This window comes from Mycobacterium sp., from assembly GCF_035314905.1.
In the GTDB taxonomy this organism is placed as follows: domain Bacteria; phylum Actinomycetota; class Actinomycetes; order Mycobacteriales; family Mycobacteriaceae; genus Mycobacterium.
In genome coordinates, this window is sequence record NZ_DATFYW010000125.1 from 1 (window position 1) to 17,398 (window position 17,398).

17 protein-coding genes are annotated in these 17,398 nt (G+C 69.2%); 4 read left to right on the forward strand and 13 right to left on the reverse strand.

The genetic code is table 11. The features are described from left to right. Both VKG81_RS10315 and rimP read right to left on the reverse strand, forming a co-directional pair. The coding region (locus VKG81_RS10315; RefSeq protein WP_324395838.1) for a NusA N-terminal domain-containing protein at window positions 1–177 on the reverse strand (177 nt) is incomplete at its 3' end. Beyond that, complete coding sequence (gene rimP, locus VKG81_RS10320) at window positions 174–704, reverse strand: ribosome maturation factor RimP (RefSeq protein WP_324395822.1); 531 nt, start codon at window positions 702–704, stop codon at window positions 174–176. The genes rimP and VKG81_RS10315, both read right to left, overlap by 4 nt. Window positions 705–846: 142 nt before the next feature. Between rimP and VKG81_RS10325 the strand changes: the two genes are divergently transcribed. Then, on the forward strand, window positions 847–1,362 hold the full coding sequence (locus VKG81_RS10325; protein ID WP_324395823.1) for a hypothetical protein: 516 nt from the start codon (window positions 847–849) through the stop codon (window positions 1,360–1,362). Further along, window positions 1,359–1,838: a ferritin-like domain-containing protein gene (locus VKG81_RS10330; protein ID WP_324395824.1), complete on the forward strand. Its 480-nt coding sequence runs from the start codon at window positions 1,359–1,361 to the stop codon at window positions 1,836–1,838. Before VKG81_RS10325 ends, VKG81_RS10330 begins: the two co-directional genes overlap by 4 nt. On the opposite strand, the gene VKG81_RS10335 is transcribed toward VKG81_RS10330, so the two are convergent. From VKG81_RS10335 to mqo, 9 genes are all read right to left on the reverse strand, one after another. After that, a complete protein-coding gene (locus VKG81_RS10335; RefSeq protein WP_324395825.1) occupies window positions 1,839–3,587 on the reverse strand; it encodes a proline--tRNA ligase in 1,749 nt (582 codons plus the stop codon). Between the two features lie 27 nt (window positions 3,588–3,614). Continuing rightward, on the reverse strand, window positions 3,615–5,024 hold the full coding sequence (locus tag VKG81_RS10340) for an MFS transporter (RefSeq protein WP_414685224.1): 1,410 nt from the start codon (window positions 5,022–5,024) through the stop codon (window positions 3,615–3,617). Between the two features lie 142 nt (window positions 5,025–5,166). Next, the gene (locus VKG81_RS10345) at window positions 5,167–6,708 is read right to left on the reverse strand and encodes an MFS transporter (RefSeq protein WP_324395827.1); all 1,542 of its coding nucleotides are present in this window, start codon (window positions 6,706–6,708) and stop codon (window positions 5,167–5,169) included. Window positions 6,709–6,730: 22 nt separating this feature from the next. Beyond that, window positions 6,731–7,939, reverse strand: coding sequence for a uroporphyrinogen-III C-methyltransferase (cobA, locus tag VKG81_RS10350; RefSeq protein WP_324395828.1), 1,209 nt, complete (start codon window positions 7,937–7,939; stop codon window positions 6,731–6,733). Further along, window positions 7,936–9,303 (reverse strand): cobyrinate a,c-diamide synthase, encoded by a 1,368-nt coding sequence (locus VKG81_RS10355; RefSeq protein ID WP_324395829.1) that lies wholly within the window; start codon window positions 9,301–9,303, stop codon window positions 7,936–7,938. Before VKG81_RS10355 ends, cobA begins: the two co-directional genes overlap by 4 nt. Then, the gene (cobO, locus tag VKG81_RS10360; RefSeq protein ID WP_324395830.1) at window positions 9,300–9,914 is read right to left on the reverse strand and encodes a cob(I)yrinic acid a,c-diamide adenosyltransferase; all 615 of its coding nucleotides are present in this window, start codon (window positions 9,912–9,914) and stop codon (window positions 9,300–9,302) included. The genes VKG81_RS10355 and cobO overlap by 4 nt, the downstream gene beginning before the upstream one ends. A 15-nt stretch (window positions 9,915–9,929) precedes the next feature. After that, the gene (locus tag VKG81_RS10365) at window positions 9,930–11,768 is read right to left on the reverse strand and encodes a VWA domain-containing protein (RefSeq protein ID WP_324395831.1); all 1,839 of its coding nucleotides are present in this window, start codon (window positions 11,766–11,768) and stop codon (window positions 9,930–9,932) included. Further along, window positions 11,765–12,289: a GNAT family N-acetyltransferase gene (locus VKG81_RS10370; RefSeq protein WP_324395832.1), complete on the reverse strand. Its 525-nt coding sequence runs from the start codon at window positions 12,287–12,289 to the stop codon at window positions 11,765–11,767. Before VKG81_RS10370 ends, VKG81_RS10365 begins: the two co-directional genes overlap by 4 nt. After that, window positions 12,286–13,800, reverse strand: coding sequence for a malate dehydrogenase (quinone) (gene mqo / locus VKG81_RS10375; RefSeq protein ID WP_324395833.1), 1,515 nt, complete (start codon window positions 13,798–13,800; stop codon window positions 12,286–12,288). The genes VKG81_RS10370 and mqo overlap by 4 nt, the downstream gene beginning before the upstream one ends. Window positions 13,801–13,887: 87 nt before the next feature. Here mqo and VKG81_RS10380 point away from each other — a divergent pair, with 87 nt between their 5' ends. Both VKG81_RS10380 and mtr read left to right on the forward strand, forming a co-directional pair. After that, a complete protein-coding gene (locus VKG81_RS10380; protein ID WP_414685223.1) occupies window positions 13,888–14,898 on the forward strand; it encodes an alpha/beta hydrolase in 1,011 nt (336 codons plus the stop codon). Then, a complete protein-coding gene (gene mtr / locus VKG81_RS10385; protein WP_324395835.1) occupies window positions 14,895–16,310 on the forward strand; it encodes a mycothione reductase in 1,416 nt (471 codons plus the stop codon). The genes VKG81_RS10380 and mtr overlap by 4 nt, the downstream gene beginning before the upstream one ends. A gap of 18 nt (window positions 16,311–16,328) precedes the next feature. On the opposite strand, the gene VKG81_RS10390 is transcribed toward mtr, so the two are convergent. Both VKG81_RS10390 and VKG81_RS10395 read right to left on the reverse strand, forming a co-directional pair. Beyond that, the gene (locus VKG81_RS10390) at window positions 16,329–17,048 is read right to left on the reverse strand and encodes a FadR/GntR family transcriptional regulator (RefSeq protein WP_324395836.1); all 720 of its coding nucleotides are present in this window, start codon (window positions 17,046–17,048) and stop codon (window positions 16,329–16,331) included. A gap of 2 nt (window positions 17,049–17,050) precedes the next feature. Then, on the reverse strand, window positions 17,051–17,398 hold a 348-nt coding region (locus tag VKG81_RS10395), incomplete at its 5' end, for an SDR family oxidoreductase (RefSeq protein WP_324395837.1).

A 17,398-nucleotide genomic window follows, 5' to 3' on the forward strand; every position in this document is an offset into this window, starting at 1 on the left:
GGCGATCACCGTGACGGCGCCGTTCTTGCGGTCGATGTCGATGCGGGCGTCGGGCTGGTGGCCCTCGGTGTGGCGGTAGGCGGTCAGCAGCGCCGACTTGATCGTCTCGACGACGACGTCGACCGAAATGCCTTTGTCTGCCTCGATGGCGTGCAGCGCGGCCATGTCGATGTTCATGTGCCGGCCTCCGCGTCACCGCAGCCCGCCAGCTGCAGTTCACCCGCGCTCGGTGACGAAAACTCCACCTGCACAATCGCTTTGACGATTTCGGCAAGCGGAATATCTTGCACCGACCAACCCGAACGCCCGCGCTCGGGCACCACCAGCCGCACCTGGCCGTCGGTTGTGCCGCCGATCCGTCCGGTGCGCCGGGACCCGTCGGCCATCGTCACCACGGCTTTGCGGCCTTGCGCCCGGCGGAAGTGTTTTTCGCTGGTCAGCGGACGGTCCACGCCGCGTGAGCTGACCTCGAGCACATACGGGGAGCCAACTGCGTCGGCATCGTCGAGCAGGCGCGACGCGGACTGTGACAGCATCGCGATGGTGTCCAGATCGAGCGCCTTGTCGCCGTCGGCGATGACCGTGATGCGGGGCGGACGGGCCGCGCCGTCGAGCACGACGTCTTCGATCTCATAGCCTGCGCGCGCGAACTCGTCATCGAGTAGCTCGATCACCTGTTCCTGCGACGGCAGCCCCGTGGCCACGGCGAGCTCCTCATCTTGAGTTGTGCGGCCAATCCTTCTCCGCAAACGCGGAGATAGGATTTAACGATACGCCAGCCGCAAGCCGCGACGAGCCGATCGGCGGCCCCGCCGGTGCGTTCGCCTCGGATGGCAGGATGTCGCCATGCCCGGCGCCATCCCCGCCGTCAGCCGGCGGCAAGTCTTGCTCGGCGCGGCCGCGCTGGCCGTCGTTTCGGCGACGGCCTCGGCATGCGGTTCGCCGCCCGAGCCGCCGAAGGTCGACGATCTCGAGTCGCAGCTGGATCTGGCCCGACGCGACAGCGACATGGCCAGGGCCGCCGCCGCAGCGGCCGACTCGTTCTACGCCCCGGCACTGACCGTCGTCGCCGCCGAGCGGGCTGACCACGCCAGGGCGCTGGTCCAGGAGATTGCGCGCGCTTCCGGCAATTTGCCTTCACCCACACCGACGAGCCCGGCCGGCACGACGGTCACCTCGACGGCGCCGGCGCCACCGCCGTCGTTGGCGGACGTGACCGCGGCGCTGCACATTTCCGCCGACAGCGCATCGCAGCTGTCCGCGACGCTGTCCGGCTACCGTGCGGGCCTCCTCGGTTCGATCGCCGCGTCCTGTGCGGCCTCGGTCACCGTGCCGCTGGCGATGAAAGAACCGCCACCGTGACGTCAGCAGAGCCGACGCCGACCACCACGTCCCGCCCGCGGTCCCCCGACGACGCGGCGCTGGCCGACGCCATCGCCGCCGAGCACGCGACGATCTACGGCTACGGGTTTGTGTCGGCGCACTCCACGCCGGACCTCAACACGTTGGTTGCCGACTCACTGGCCGAGCACCGGGAGCGCCGCGACGCCGCGATCGCGACGTTGGCGGCACGGTCGGTGACGCCGCCGGTCGCGGCGGCCGGCTATCAGCTGCCGATGACCGTCGCCAACGTCAACGACGCGGCCACGCTGGCGGTGCGAATGGAATCCGACGACGCCCAGGCGTGGCGTGCGGTGATCGAACAGGCCAAGACGTCGCAGGACCGCGCGTTCGGGGTCACCGCGCTCACTCAATGCGCGGTGCGCGCCGCCAAGTGGCGCCAGGTGCTGCACGCGTGGCCGCTGACGGTGCCGTTCCCGGGCGGAAACGAGCAGTAATCACCCGCCGACCGCGGCGACGACCTCTGCGGCGGCACTGTCCACGGGCAGCTTGCGGGTCTCGCCGGTGAACCGGTTGCGCAGCTCGACGACGCCGTCGGCCCAGCCGCGGCCCACCACCACGAGCCACGGCACGCCCAGCAGCTCGGCGTCCTTGAACTTCACGCCGGGCGAGGCCTGCCGGTCGTCGAGCAGCACTTCCAGGCCCATCCGGTCGAGGTCGCCGGCGAGCTCCGCGGCGCCGGCGCGGGCCGCGGCGTCCTTGTTCGCTATCACCACATGGGCGTCGAACGGCGACACCGATGACGGCCAGCGCAGGCCGAGGTCGTCGTGGTGCTGCTCGGCGATCACCGCGACCAGCCGTGACACCCCCACGCCGTACGACCCCATCGTCAGCCGGACAGGCTTGCCGTCCTCGCCGAGCACGTCGGCGGTGAACGCGTCGGTGTATTTGCGGCCGAGCTGGAAGATGTGCCCGATTTCGATGCCGCGCGCCGACACCAGCGGACCGGCCCCGTCGGGCGACAGGTCGCCGTCGCGCACCTGCGCGGCCTCGATCGTGCCGTCCGGCGTGAAGTCGCGGCCCGCGACGAGGCCGACCACATGCTTGCCGGGTTGGTCGGCGCCGGTGATCCAGCTGGTGCCGTCCACCACCCGTGGGTCAACGAGATAACGAACACCGTTGGTGGACAGCGCTTTCGGGCCGATGTAGCCCTTCGCCAGAAACGGGTGCTTGGCGAAGTCGTCGTCGCCGAGCATGGCGTAGTCGGCGGGATCGAGCGCGGCACCCAACCTCTTGTCGTCGATCTCGCGGTCGCCGGGCACGCCGACGGCCAGCAACTCCCAGCCACCGGAGCCGGGTTGCCGGACCTTGAGCATCACGTTCTTCAATGTGTCGGCCGCTGTGACGGTGCGGCCGAGATCGGCCGAGTTGGCCCAGTCGACGAGCGTGGCGATCGTCGGCGTGTCACCGGTCTCGTACACAACCGCCTCCGGCAACCCGCCCGTCGGCAGGGACTCCGGTCGTGCGGTGGTGACGGCCTCCACATTGGCCGCGTAGCCGGACTCGAGGCATCGCACGAAAGTGTCTTCCCCCGCCGGACTTTCGGCGAGGAACTCCTCGGACGCGCTGCCGCCCATCGCACCCGACACCGCAGAGACGATGACATAACGCACCTCCATCCGGTCGAACATCCGCTGGTAGGCCTCGCGGTGCGCGTGGTAGGCGGCTTTGAGGCCCTCGTCATCGACATCGAATGAATAGGAGTCCTTCATGATGAACTCGCGCCCGCGCAGGATGCCCGCGCGCGGTCTGGGTTCGTCGCGGTACTTGGTCTGGATCTGGTAGAGCCGCAACGGGAAATCCTTGTAGGAGCTGTATTCGCCTTTGACGGTCAGCGTGAACAGCTCTTCATGGGTCGGGCCGAGCAGATAGTCGGCGCCGCGGCGGTCCTTGAGCCGAAACACCCCGTCGCCGTATTCCGTCCATCGGTTGGTGGCCTCGTAGGGGGCCCGCGGCAGCAATGCGGGGAACAGGATCTCCTGCCCGCCGATTGCGGTCATCTCCTCGCGGACGATGCGCTCGATCTTGCGCAGCACCCGCAAGCCGAGCGGCAGCCAGGTGAACAGCCCGGGTGCGACGGGTCGGACGTAGCCGGCTCGGATCAGCAGCTTGTGGCTGGGGACTTCGGCGTCGGCGGGATCCTCGCGCAGCGTGCGCAAGAACAACTCGGACATGCGGGTGATCACAGCGCGCTAGCTTATCGAGGCCCGACGCTAAAGCTCCCCGGCCTCCACTGCCTCGCGGGTGTACTGCGCCGCGGCGATCTGGCGCGCCGAGAAACCGATCATCACCGCGCTGACCCCGACCAGCAGCGCGACCGCGGCGACCCACAGCAGCGAATACGTGTAGCCGCGGTCCAGCGCGTCGAGCTGCGCGGGCGTCATCTGCGCGACGGGGCCCATCTTCCCGCCCAGATAGAGCGTGCGCGATACCTGCACCGCCTGGATGACCACGAGCACCAGCGGGCCGCCGAGGTTCTGCACCATCAGCGTGATCGCGGACACCGGGCCGATCTCCCGCGGCCCGACGTCGGCCACCGCACACAGCGGCAACACGACCGAGATCAACCCGATCCCGAAGCCGCCGACGACGATCGGTACGAACAGATCCGGAAAGTAGGAGATCGCGCGGTTCAGCGTCGACCCGTACAGCATCGCGCCCAGCACGAACGCGCCGCCGCCGATGATCAGCCACCGCGGCGCGATCAGCGGTGCGACCCGCGCCGCGCAGACGTTGCCCAGCCCCAACGCGACCGCGAACGGGATGAAGCAGATGCCGGCCCGCAGCGCCGAATAGCCCAACACGTTCTGCACGTAGAGCCCGATCATCACCGTCAGCGTCAGCAGCACGCCGCCGGCCAGAAACAACGACACGAATGTCATCACCCGGTTGCGGTTGGAAAACAGCGACAACGGAACCAGGGGATGCTCGGCGGTCCGCTCGACCACCAGGAAGCTGACGAACAGCAGCATCGTGGCAATGGCCGCCCCGATCACCCACGGGTTGCCCCAGCCCAGCGGCGGGCCCTGAGTGAACACCAGCACCGCCGTCGTGCACGCCATCGTCGCCAGCACCGCGCCCGCCGCATCAAGTTTCAGCCGTTCGCGGTGGGTTTCGCGCAGCCGGGTGACAGCGATCGCGATGATCACGATGCCGATCGGCACGTTGATCAGAAACGCCAGCCGCCAGGAGATCACTGTGAAAGCACCGCCGAGCACCAGGCCCAGCACGGACCCGACGCCCTGCATCGCGGCCGAGACCGCCATCGCCTGGTTGCGGGCGTGCCCGACTGCGTAGGTCGACGCGACCAACGCGAGCCCGGTCGGGGCGGAGACGGCGGCACCCATGCCTTGCACGGCGCGGGCCCCGATCAGCATCTTGTCGTCGAACGCCAGCCCGCAGACCAGCGATGCGGCCGTGAACACGCCGACGCCGCCGATGAACGCCCTCTTGTGGCCGACCGCGTCGCCGACTCGCCCGCCCAACAGCAGCAGCCCGCCGAAGGTCAGCACGTAGGCGGTGATGACCCAGCTCTTCGCGGCGTCGGACAGGCCGAGCTCGGCCTGCATCCGGGGCAGCGCGACCACGACGATGGTGCCGTCGAGCGTTGACATCAGCTGCATGCCGGTGATCGCGACGATCGCGATGCCGATGACGCTGGCGGCCAGCGGCTTCGACACCCGCTGGGTACGCCGCGCCGCGAACATGGGTAGCTACCCTACCGAGAGGTAATCGGCAGCCGCCCCACCCGTGGGACAGCCGGCCTTAGAGTTCTCCCGCGTCCAGCGCGTCCTTGACGTCCTGAGCGTGCGCGACTTCCTCGGACGAGTAGCCGATGAGCAGCGCCGCTGCGCCGACGATGACGGCGACGCCTGCGACCCACAGCAGCCCATAGGTGTAGCCCTGATCCAGCGCATGCAACTGGTGGCTGTTCATGAACTTGACCGGGCCCGTCGTGCCGCCCAGGTACAGCGTGCGCGACGTGATCACGGCCTGGATGATCGCCAGGATCACCGGACCACCGAGGTTCTGCAGCATCAGCGCTATCGCCGAGACGGGGCCGATCCGGTCGAAGCCGACACCCGCGATCGCCGACACGGTCAGCGGGACGACGATCATGCCGATCCCGAAGCCGCCGACCACGATCGGGATCATCAGGTCAGGAAAGTACGGGATGCCGCGGTTGAGCGTCGAGCCGTAGAGCATCGCGCCCAGCACCAGCACACCGCCGCCGATCACCAGCATCCGCGGCGGCAACAGCGACACCAGCTGCGACGACGCACCGAGCCCGATGCCCAGCGCGATGACGAACGGGATGAAGCTGACGCCCGCGTGCAGCGCGCTGTAGCCCATCACGTCCTGCACGTAGAGGCCGATCAGCACGGTCAGGGTGAACATCACGCCGCCGGCCAGGAAGATCGCCGCGAACGTGGCCAGCCGGTTGCGGTCGCGGAACAGGTCGAACGGCACGACCGGGTTGAGGGCGCTGCGCTCGACGAACGCGAATGCGCCGAGAAAGACCAGCGCGGCGAGGCCGGAGCCGACGGTCATCGGTGACAGCCAGCCCCTCTCCGGGCCCATCGAGAACCCGAAGACGGCGGCGGTGCAGCCCAAGGTGGCCAGGATCGCGCCGGTGGCGTCCAGCTTCATGTGTTCCCGGTGGGTTTCCGTCAACGTCGTGTAGGCCAGGTAGATCATCAGCAGCCCGATCGGCACGTTGACCAGAAACGCCAGCCGCCACGACACCTCGGTCAGGGCGCCGCCGACGATCAGGCCCATGACCGATCCGATCCCGGTCATCGCCGCGAAGATCGCGGTGGCGGCGTTGCGGGCCGGCCCCTTCGGGAACGTCGTCGCGACCAGCGCAAGCGCGGTGGGCGAGGCGATCGCCGCGCCGACGCCCTGCAGCAGCCGCGCGATCACCAGCGTCGCCTCGTCCCAGGCGGCCCCGCACAGGATCGAGGCGATCGTGAACAGCGCGACGCCGACGATGAAGGTCCGCTTCCGGCCGATCGTGTCGCCGAGCCGCCCTCCGAGCAGCATCAGCCCGCCGAACGTCAGCACGTAGGCGGTGATCACCCAGCTGCGGCCGGCGTCGGACAGGTCCAGCTCGTTCTGGATCTTCGGCAGCGCGACGATCGCCACGGTGCTGTCCATCGTGGCCAGCAGCTGCATGCCCCCGATCGCCACGACCGCGGCGATGAACCGCCGCGACGGCAGCCAAGTCGGGTAGTACCTGCGCTCGGTGGTGGGAAGGGCGCCGTCGCGACGGACGGCTGCCCGCTCCGCATCATTAAGAGCAGTCATAGGGGGCTACCTTACAGCCTTCTTATCGTTTCTTTAACTCGTTAAAGCCTGCGACTGTGCCGATCACGATGATCGCCGGGGGTCGGATGCCCTCCTCCCGAATGCGCTGCGGTGCGTCGGCGAGCGTGGCGCGCAGCGCGCGCTCTGCCGCGGTGCTGCCGCTCTGGACCACGAGGACGGGCGTATCCGCAGGTCGGCCCCCTTTGAGCAGCACGTCGGCGAACAGCTCGATGCGCTCGACGCCCATCAGCAGCACGATCGTGCCCGACATCGCGGCCAGGGCATTCCAATTCACTAACGATTCGGGGTGCCCGGGGGCAACATGGCCGCTGACCACGACAAACTCGTGCGTCACCGAGCGATGGGTCACCGGAACGCCCGCCAATGCGGGTACGGCTATGGCGCTTGTCACACCCGGCACGACGGTCACCGGGATACCGGCGTCGGCGCAGGCCAGCACCTCCTCGTAGCCGCGGGCGAACACGAACGGGTCCCCGCCCTTGAGCCGCACCACAAACTTGCCGGCCTTGGCGCGCTGGATCATCACCGCGTTGATCGCGTCCTGGGCCATCGCGCGGCCGTACGGGATCTTCGCGGCGTCGATCACCTCCACGTGCGGCGGCAGCTCGGCCAACAATTCCGCCGGCGCCAGCCGGTCCGCCACCACGACGTCGGCGTGTGCCAGCAGCCGGCGGCCCCGCACGGTGATGAGCTCGGGGTCGCCCGGGCCTCCCCCGACCAGCGCCACGCCGCCCCGGACGACGTCGGGGGTGTCGACGGTGATGACGCCCTGCTGGAACGCCTCGTGAATCGCCGATCGGATCGCCGCCGACCGGCGGTGCTCGCCACCGGCCAGCACGCCGACCGCGAGGCCCTCGTACTCGAATGAGGCCGGGGTGACGGCGGTTCCGTCGCGGGCGACGTCGGCGCGCACACAGAAGATCCGGCGGGCCTCGGCTTCGGCGACGATGGCGGCGTTGACCTCTGGGTCGTCGGTGGCCGCGATCGCATACCAGGCGCCGTCAAGGTCGCCGTCGCGATAGTCGCGCAGCGCCAGCGTGATTCCACCCGTGCCCTCGACCGCAGGGGTGGCGGTCCGGGTGATCACGTGCACGTCGGCGCCGCTGGCGACGAGCAGCGGCAGCCGGCGCTGTGCGACGGAGCCCCCGCCGATGACGACGACTTTCTTGCCTGCCAGTCGCAAACCGACCAGATACGCGTTGTCGGTCACCGGGCGAGCTTAGATCCGGCGGCCCGCGCGACGAAGCGCGCCACCGCCTCCGGTGCGGCTGCCGGGTGGGTGTGCAGATAGGAGGCGTGCACGTTGCGGTGCACCGCGCCGTCGCGCATCGTTTGCAGGTCGGTGGCGCGGTAGGCCCAAGCCGGTGCATAACTGTCAGCGAATGTCACTGCGGTGCGATGGAATTCATGTCCGACGACGCGGTCGCCCGCTGTGTAGAGCGCAGAGTCGGTCACCGCTACCGCGTCGTGGTAGCGCAGCGTCAGGCGGTCGGTGAATCGCGCTGAGCCCGAGAGCACGTCGCACATCCGATGCCCGTCGAGCTCGGAAACCAGGTAGGTCAAGCCGGCGCATTCGGCCTGCACCGGCCCACCAGCCTCGGCGAGCATGCAGACCTGTTGTCGCAGAGTGTCGTTCGCGGACAGCTCGGCGGTATACTGTTCGGGGAATCCGCCGGGCAGCACGACTGCGGCGGCGTCGTCGGGCAGCTGATCGGTGAGCGGATCGAATGCGACGACGTCGGCGCCGGCGGCGCTGAGCAGTTCGGCGTGCTCGGCGTAGCCGAAGCTGAACGCTTTGCCCGCGGCCATCGCGACGGTGACGGGCCGGCCCACGGGCTCGCCCACGGGGGCCTCCCACGCGGGGTCGGTGACGTGGCTTGCGGCTGCGGCGACCACAGCGGCCCGGTCCACGTGACGGCTGACCAACGCGGTCATCGCCTCGACGGCGTCCCTGGCCGGCTTGCCGTGCTCCACCGCGGTGACCAGGCCTAGATGACTTGACGGAACGAATATTTCGTTGGCGCGCGGGATGGCGCCGAGCACTGGTGTGCCGGCCTGCGCGCACGCTTGGCGCAACACTTCTTCGTGGCGTGGCGAGCCGACGCGGTTGAGTATCACGCCCGCGATGGGGGTGCCGGTGTCGAACGTCGAAAACCCGCGCAGCAGCGCGGCGATGCTGTGACTCTGGCCGCGCGCGTCGACCACCAGGATCACCGGCGCGCCGAGCAGCGCGGCGACATGGGCGCTCGAGCCGGCGGCGACACCGGCGGCGTCCGCGGCGATGCGCCCGTCGAACAGCCCCATCACGCCCTCGACGACCGCGATGTCCGCACCCGCGCAGCCGTGCCGGTACAGGGGCCCGATCAGGCGCTCCCCCACCAGCACCGGGTCGAGGTTGCGCCCCGGGCGTCCCGCGGCCAGCGCGTGGTATCCGGGGTCGATGAAGTCCGGGCCGACCTTGAACGGCGCGACCACGTGACCGGCGCGCCGCAGCGCCCCGATCAAACCCGTTGCGACCGTGGTCTTTCCACTACCCGATGACGGCGCGGCGATCACCACCGCGGGCACGTTCACCACTCGATGCCCTTCTGGCCTTTGCGGCCCGCATCCATCGGATGCTTCACCTTGGCCATCTCGGTGACGAGGTCGGCGGCGTCGAGCAGCCGTTGCGGGGCGTCGCGGCCGGTGATCACGACGTGCTGGGTGCCGGGGCGGCCGGTCAGGGTTGCCACGACCTCGTCGACATCGAGCCACCCCCACTTGAGCGGATACGTGAATTCGTCGAGGACGTAGAAGTTGTGGCGCTCTTCGGCTAGCCGCCGGGCGATCTCGGCCCAGCCGTCGGCGGCTGCGGTGGCGTGGTCGTCGTCGCTACCGGCCTTGCGCGCCCATGACCACCCGGCTCCCATCTTGTGCCACTCGACGGCTCCGCCGATGCCGCGCTGCTCGTGCAGCAGACCGAGTTCCCGGAATGCGGCTTCCTCTCCTACCTTCCACTTGGCGCTCTTGACGAACTGGAACACGGCGATGTCGAAACCGGCGTTCCATGCCCGCAATGCCATCCCGAACGCGGCCGTGGACTTGCCCTTGCCCGCGCCGGTGTGCACGGCCAGCAGCGGGGCGTGCCGCCGAGCCCGCGTGGTCAACCCGTCGTCGGGTACGGTGATCGGCCGGCCCTGCGGCATGGTGGCTCTCCTCGCTCAGGCGGCGCCGCGAACGACCTCGGTGAGGCTGTCGGCGCGCAGCTGCGCCAACCGCACGGACGGCGCGGTCAGATAGCCCGCGAGCTCCTCGGCCAGCCCCAGCCGCACCCACGACGTCTCGCAGTCGACGACGACAGCGGCCGTGCCCTCCGCCGCAAGCCGCCGGGCTGCCAGCCGGGCCCGGCCGAGTGGGTCGGGACCGCCGGTCGCGCGGCCGTCGGTCAGCACGACGACCAGGCAGCGGCGCGCCGGGTCGCGCACTCGCTCGCGTGCCACCATGTCCCGGGCGGCCAGTAACCCCTCGGCAAGTGGCGTCGTGCCGCCGGTGTCGAACCGCGCGAGCCGCGCCGACGCGATGTGCACCGACGAGGTCGGCGGCAGAAGCACCCGGGCGGCGTTGCCACGAAACGTGATCACCGCGACCTTGTCGCGGCGCTGGTAAGCGTCGCGGAGCAGTGACAGTGTCGCGCCGCTGACGGCGGAAAACCGGTCGCGCGCAGCCATCGAGCCCGAGGCGTCGACCACGAAGATGACCGTGTTGCTCTCCTGGCCTTGACGTATCGCGCGGCGCACATCGTCGGCCGCCACCGGGGGTGGGCCGGGCCTCTCGGCTCGCCGCGCGGCGGCCAGCACGGTGCCGAACAGGTGCACGCCGAAGCCGTCGCTGGGGTGAGCGGAAATCGCGGTGCCGTGGCGGTTCCGGGCCCTCGACCGGCGCCCGGGTGCCCCGTCACCGACGCCGGGCACGCTCAGCACGCGCGTGCGGAACGGCGCCGTCGGCGGTGCGCTGGCGCGCGGAACCCCCTCCGAATACGCCTGTGTCGCTGTGCTTTCCGACGAAACACCGCCACCGCCGAGCGGATCGGGATCTGGATCGGGTTCCGGCCCGCCGTCGCCGGCTTGCGCGAGAGCCTCGTCCAGTCGCGCCGGGTCGAGCCCGGGCTCGTCGAACGGGTCGCGGCGGCGCCGGTGCGGCAGTGCCAGCTCGGCCGCCACCCGGATGTCCTTTTCGCACACGACACCGGCTCCGCGCCACGCCGCGTGCGCGGCCGCCGTCCGCGCCACCACCAGATCCGCCCGCATCCCGTCCACGCCGAATGCGGCGCACAGCGCGGCGATCCGTCGCAGCTCGGTGTCGGGTAGCTCGACATCCCCGACAGCGGCGCGGGCAGCCGAGATGCGGACCGCCAGGTCGGCGTCGGCGTCGGCGTAGCGCTCGGCGAACCCGGCGGGGTCGGACTCGAATGCCATGCGCTGGCGGATCACCTGGGCGCGCTCGTCGACGTCGCGCGATGCCCGCACGTCGACGGTCAGCCCGAAGCGATCCAGCAGCTGCGGCCGCAGCTCACCTTCTTCGGGGTTCATCGTGCCGATGAGCATGAACCGCGCCTCGTGGGTGTGCGAGATACCGTCGCGCTCGATGTGCACCCGGCCCATCGCAGCGGCGTCGAGCAGGACGTCGACAAGGTGGTCACCGAGAAGGTTCACCTCATCGACGTAGAGCACGCCACCGTGCGCCTCGGCCAACAGCCCGGGCGTGAACACATGCTCGCCATCGCGCAGCACCCGCTGCAGATCCAGCGACCCGATGACCCGGTCCTCGGTGGCCCCGATCGGCAGCTCCACGAGCCGGCCGTCGCCGAGCCCGGACAGCACCGCGGCCAGCCCGCGCACCGCGGTGGACTTCGCGGTGCCCTTCTCGCCGCGGATCAGTACCCCGCCGATTTCGGGGCGCACCGCGCACAAGACCAGCGCCAGCCGCAGTTGGTCGTGGCCGACGATCGCGCTGAACGGGTACTCGGGCGGAGCCGGTGGGCCGGCGACATGAGGCGTCACGGCGCCTCTTCCGCAGTGGACCCCGGAGCCGCAGGGCCGGCGACATCGAACCCCGCAGGGCCCGCGACATTGAATCCCGGCCGGGCCATGGGCACGTGGGGGATGCCGTCCTCGACGAATTCGTCACCGGCGCGCACGAAGCCGTGCCGGGCGTACATCTCTTCGAGGTAGGTCTGCGCGTCGATCCGGCACGGGTAGTCGCCGACGTCGGCCAGCGCGGCCTGCAGCAGACGGGTGGTGTGGCCGTGGCCGCGGGCATTCCGTCGGGTGCACAGCCGGCCGATCCGGAACGCCTTCTGACCCCCGGCGTGCTCCTCCATCAGCCGCAGCGTCGAGATCACCTCCCCGGAGGGACCTTCAATCCAGAAGTGGCGGGTTTCGGTGAGCAGGTCTCGACCGTCGAGTTCGGGATAGGGGCAGGCCTGTTCCACAACGAACACCTCGACCCGCAGTTTCAGCAGCTCATAGAGGGTCGCGGTGTTCAGATCCTTCGCCCAGGATCGGTGCAGTGCCACCGTCATGAGGTGACCGCCGCTGAGTCGGCCGACCTCGCCGCGTCGAGGCCCAGCACCTTCGTGCCCCACTCCCACACCTCGTCGAAGAGGTGCGCCTCGTCGGACAACCTGGTGCCCAGTGACGGCACTACCTCCTTCAGCTTCGGTAGCCACGACTGGTAGCGGTCGCGGAAGCAGCGCTCGATGACGTTGAGCATGGCCGGCACGGCCGTCGACGCGCCGGGGGACGCGCCGAGTAGACCGGCGATGCTGCCGTCGGCGGCGTTGAGGACGGCGGTGCCGAACTCCAGCACCCCCTTGCCGTGCTTCGGGCGGATGACCTGAACCCGCTGCCCGGCGTCGATCGTGTGCCAGTCGGAATCCCTTGCCGACGGCGCGAACTCGCGCAGCGCCTCCACTCGCTCGGCGTCCGACAGCAGCAACTGGCCCACCAGGTACCTCACCAGGGTCATCTGTCTGAGGCCGACGCCGAGTATCGACCGCAGGTTGTTCGGCTTGACCGACAACGGGAGGTCGGTGAGGTGACCCTGCTTCAGCGATTTCGGTGTCCACCCCACGAACGGACCGAACATCAGCCACGGCTTGCCGTTGACGATGCGAATGTCGAGATGCGGTGCCGACATCTGGGGCGCGCCCGGCGGCGGCCAGCCGTAGACCTTCGCCTGGTGCGCGGCGGTCAGTGTGGGGTTGTCGGTGCGCAGGAACCGACCGCCGATCGGGAAGCCACCGAAGCCCCTGACCTCCGGAATCCCGGCTTTTTGCAGCAACCGCAGCGCGTAGCCACCAGCCCCGACGAACACGAACTTGGCATTGATCTTGCGCTTGGCGCTGTTACGACGATTGAGCACCGTGACGGTCCACGTCCCGTCGGATTCGCGGCGCAGGTCGCGAACCTCGTTACCGAACAGTGCGGCAGTGCCGGACCGCACGCCGTAGCCGATCAGCTGCTTGGACAGCGACCCGAAGTCGACGTCTGTGCCGTCCTGGCTCCAGTTCAGCGCGACCGGAGTGGAGAAGTCGCGCTTCGCGGCCATCAGCGGCAGTCGGCGGGCGAACTCGTCCGGGTCGTCGATGAATTCGGTCGCCGCGAACAGTGGGTTTCCCGCCAGGGCGTCGCGGCGGCGCCGCATGTAGTCGATGTGCGCGGCGCCGCGCATGAAGCTCACGTGCGGGACCGGGTTGAGAAAGCTGCGAGCGTTGGCGAGCACCCCGTTCTCGACCGCGTAGGCCCAGAACTGCCGCGAGACCTGGAACTCCTCGTTGACGTTGACGGCCTTGGTGATGTCGATCGAGCCGTCGGGCAGTTCCGGGGTGTAGTTGAGCTCACACAGCGCCGAGTGGCCGGTCCCGGCGTTGTTCCACGGATCGCTGCTCTCGGCGGCCGCACCGTCAAGGCGTTCGATCAGGATGATGGAGCAGTCGGGTTCGACCAGCCGCAGCAGCGCGCCGAGGGTGGCGCTCATGATGCCGGCCCCGACAAGCACGACGTCGGCCTTCTCTACGTTCGGTCCAGACATGTCTGTCCCAGGCTATCCCGCTGCCGACGGGCCCGGACTGTCGACGTCACGCCGCGGCGGGCACCCGGCTGGCCGTAAGGTATGACCGTGACGCCGACCTGGCAGCCCGACGTTCTCGGCGGCTACTGGCATCGCACGCTGCCCCTCGGCCAGGACCCCGACGGCGAAGGCGAGATCGTCGCCACCCTCATCCGCCGCGGGGAGGCTCCATCGCACACCCGCCACGCTGTTCTGGTGGTGCACGGCTTCACCGACTACTTCTTCAACACCGAGCTCGCTGACCGCCTCACCGACCGCGGCTTCGCGTTCTACGCCATAGACCTGCACAAATGCGGCCGGTCGTGGCGTGAGGGCCAAACCCAGCACTTCACCACCGACTTGAAGCGCTACGACACCGAACTGGACTGGGCGCTGGCCACCATCGCCGAAGAGGCCGGTGACCCGCACATTTTGGTCTACGGCCATTCCGCCGGCGGCCTGATCGTGCCGCTGTGGCTGGACCGCAGGCGTAGCGGCGTGCCCAAGCCCGGCCGGGTCAGCGGCCTGGTGCTCAACAGCCCGTGGTTCGACCTGCAGGGCCCCGCGATTCTGCGCAGCGCGGGCACCGCAGCGATCCTGGCGCTGGCACAGTTCCGCAGCAAGCAGGTGATCCGGCTCCCGCACGAGCCGACGTACGGCGAAAGCCTGCACCGCGATTTCGGCGGCGACTTCGACTACAACCTTGACTGGAAGCCGATCGGCGGGTTTCCGGTGACGTTCGGGTGGATCAACGCGATCCGTCGGGGGCACTCGAGGCTGCACCGCGGCCTCGACGTCGGTGTGCCCAACCTGATCCTGCGTTCCGGTCACAGCATCCCGGGCAGCAGCGATCCGGTGACCGCCCACCGCGGCGACGCTGTGCTCAACGTCAGGCAGATCGCGCGCTGGGCGGGCTGCGTGGGCAACCGCACCACGATCGTGCCGATCCCCGATGCCAAACACGACGTGTTCCTGTCGATGCCTGGGCCCCGGGAGGCGGCCTATCGCGAACTGGCCGCCTGGGTGGATTGGTGTGCCGCGACAGTCGAAGACCCGGCCAGTGCCGGGCGGCGGTCATGACCCACTACGACCTGGCGATCATCGGGACCGGCTCAGGCAACTCCATACCCGACGAACGCTACGCCGACAAGAAGATCGCGATCTGCGAGCAGAACATCTTCGGCGGCACCTGCCTCAACGTGGGTTGCATCCCCACCAAGATGTTCGTCTACGCCGCCGAGGTCGCCGAAGATGCCCGCGATTCGAGTCGATTCGGCGTCGACGCGAGGGTCGACGGCGTGCGCTGGCCGGACATCGTGTCGCGGATCTTCGGCCGGATCGACCCGCTGTCGGCCGGTGGAGAGCACTACCGCCGCGCGTCGCCCAACATCAGGGTCTACAGCAGGCACACCCGCTTCGGTCGGGTCACCCGGGACGGCCGCTACACGCTGCGGGTCGACGGCGGTGAGGAATTCACCGCCGAGCGGGTCGTGATCGCCGCCGGGTCTCGCGCCGCGGTTCCGCCCGCGATCGAACGCTCCAATGTCGACTACCACACCAGCGACACGATCATGCGGTTGCCCGAGCTGCCCGAACACCTGCTGATCATCGGGGGCGGTTACGTGGCGGCCGAATTTGCGCACATCTTCTCGTCGCTCGGCAGCCGCGTCACGATGGTGATCCGCGGCAGTGCGCTGCTGCAGGGGCACGATGACACGATCACGATGCGGTTCACCAACCTCGCCGCGAAGAAGTGGGAGATTCGCAACCACACCAATGTGGTCGAGGCCCGGCGCGATGGCGGATCGATTGTGCTGACATGCGACAACGGGTTGACGGTACGCGGCGACGCGCTGCTGGTCGCCACCGGCCGCGTGTCCAACGGCGATCGGCTCGACGCCGAACTGGCTGGCATCGAGGTGCGTCCCGACGGACGGATCGTCGTTGACCGGTACCAGCGGACCGCGGCTCGCGGCATCTTTGCGCTCGGCGACGTGAGCTCGGACTACCAGCTCAAGCACGTCGCCAACCACGAGGCGCGCGTGGTGCGTCACAACCTGTTGCAGGACTGGGACGACCTCGACTCGCTGGTGGCCTCCGACCATCGGTACGTGCCGTCGGCGGTGTTCACCGACCCACAGATCGCCAGCGTTGGGCTCACCGAAAACCAGGCGATTGCGCGGGGATACAAGACCAAGGTCAAGGTTCAGGACTACAGCGACGTCGCTTACGGCTGGGCGATCGAGGACACCACCGGGATCGCGAAGATCGTCGTCGACGAAGACACCGGGCTGATCCTCGGTGCGCACCTGATGGGGCATCAAGCGTCGTCGCTGATCCAGCCGGTGGTGCAGGCCATGAGCTTCGGACTGCCGGCGCAGGACATGGCCCGGGGGCAGTACTGGATACACCCCGCGCTGCCCGAGGTCATCGAGAATGCGCTACTGGCGCTGTGCGGCGAGCCGCCGTGGCCGCCGTCGCGGCGTCACTAGACATATCCGGGGCTTGGTTCAGTCGAGGAACCCGTGCAGCAGCGATGCCGATCCGGCGATGTGGGCACGCATCGCCGACCCGGCACCGTCGGCGTCACCGGCGAGTATGGCGATGACGATCGCCTCATGTTGGTCGTCCGAGTGTGCGATGTTGCGCGACAGCAAAGGAATTCGGTCCAGCAGCCGGTTCACACGCATCCGGTTCTCGGCGACCAGCGGCACTAGCGACGGCACGCCCACCAGCTCGGCGATCGCCAGGTGCAGCCGCGAGTCCAGCCGGCGGTAGTCGGACGGGTCCGCGCCTCGAACGTCGGTCATCCGCGCCCACAGCAGCTCGCGTTCGGCCGCGGTCAGCGTGCGGGTCGCAGCCATCCGCGCGGCGCCGACCTCGAGAATCTCACGGAGCCGCAGGGCGTCGTCGATCTCTGCCCGCGTGATCGCCTCGTTGCCGTCGGCTTCCGCTGTGGGCATCGGTAATTCGTCAGCCAGAAAGGTGCCCCCGTAGCGGCCGCGGCGCGACACCAGATACCCGGCGTCGGCCAGCGATTTGATTGCGTCGCGGACGGTGTCGCGGCTGACACCGAGCCGTGCGGCGAGTTCGCGTTCGGGCGGCAAGGCCTCTCCCGGCCCGACAACTCCCAGCCGGATGGTCTGCAGCAGCCGGCCAACGGTGTCCTCGAACGCATTCCCCGGCCGCACCGGCCGGAGCAACGCGTCGCTGACCAATTGCGGTTGCATGACTACAGCGGGGTGACGTAGGCCGAGCTGATGCCGCCGTCGACCAGGAACGTCGACGCGGTGATGAACGACGAGTCGTCGCTGGCCAAAAATGCCACCGCGGCGGCGATTTCCTCCGGCTCGGCGAACCGGCCGATTGGCACGTGAATGAGCCGCCGCGCGGCCCGCTGCGGGTCCTTGGCGAACAGCTCCCGCAGGAGCGGCGTGTTCACCGGGCCCGGGCAGAGCGCGTTGACGCGAATCCCGCTGCGCGCGTACTGCACCCCCAACTCCCGCGACATCGCCAGCACCCCGCCTTTGGATGCGGTGTATGAGATCTGGGATGTCGCCGAGCCCATCACCGCTACGAA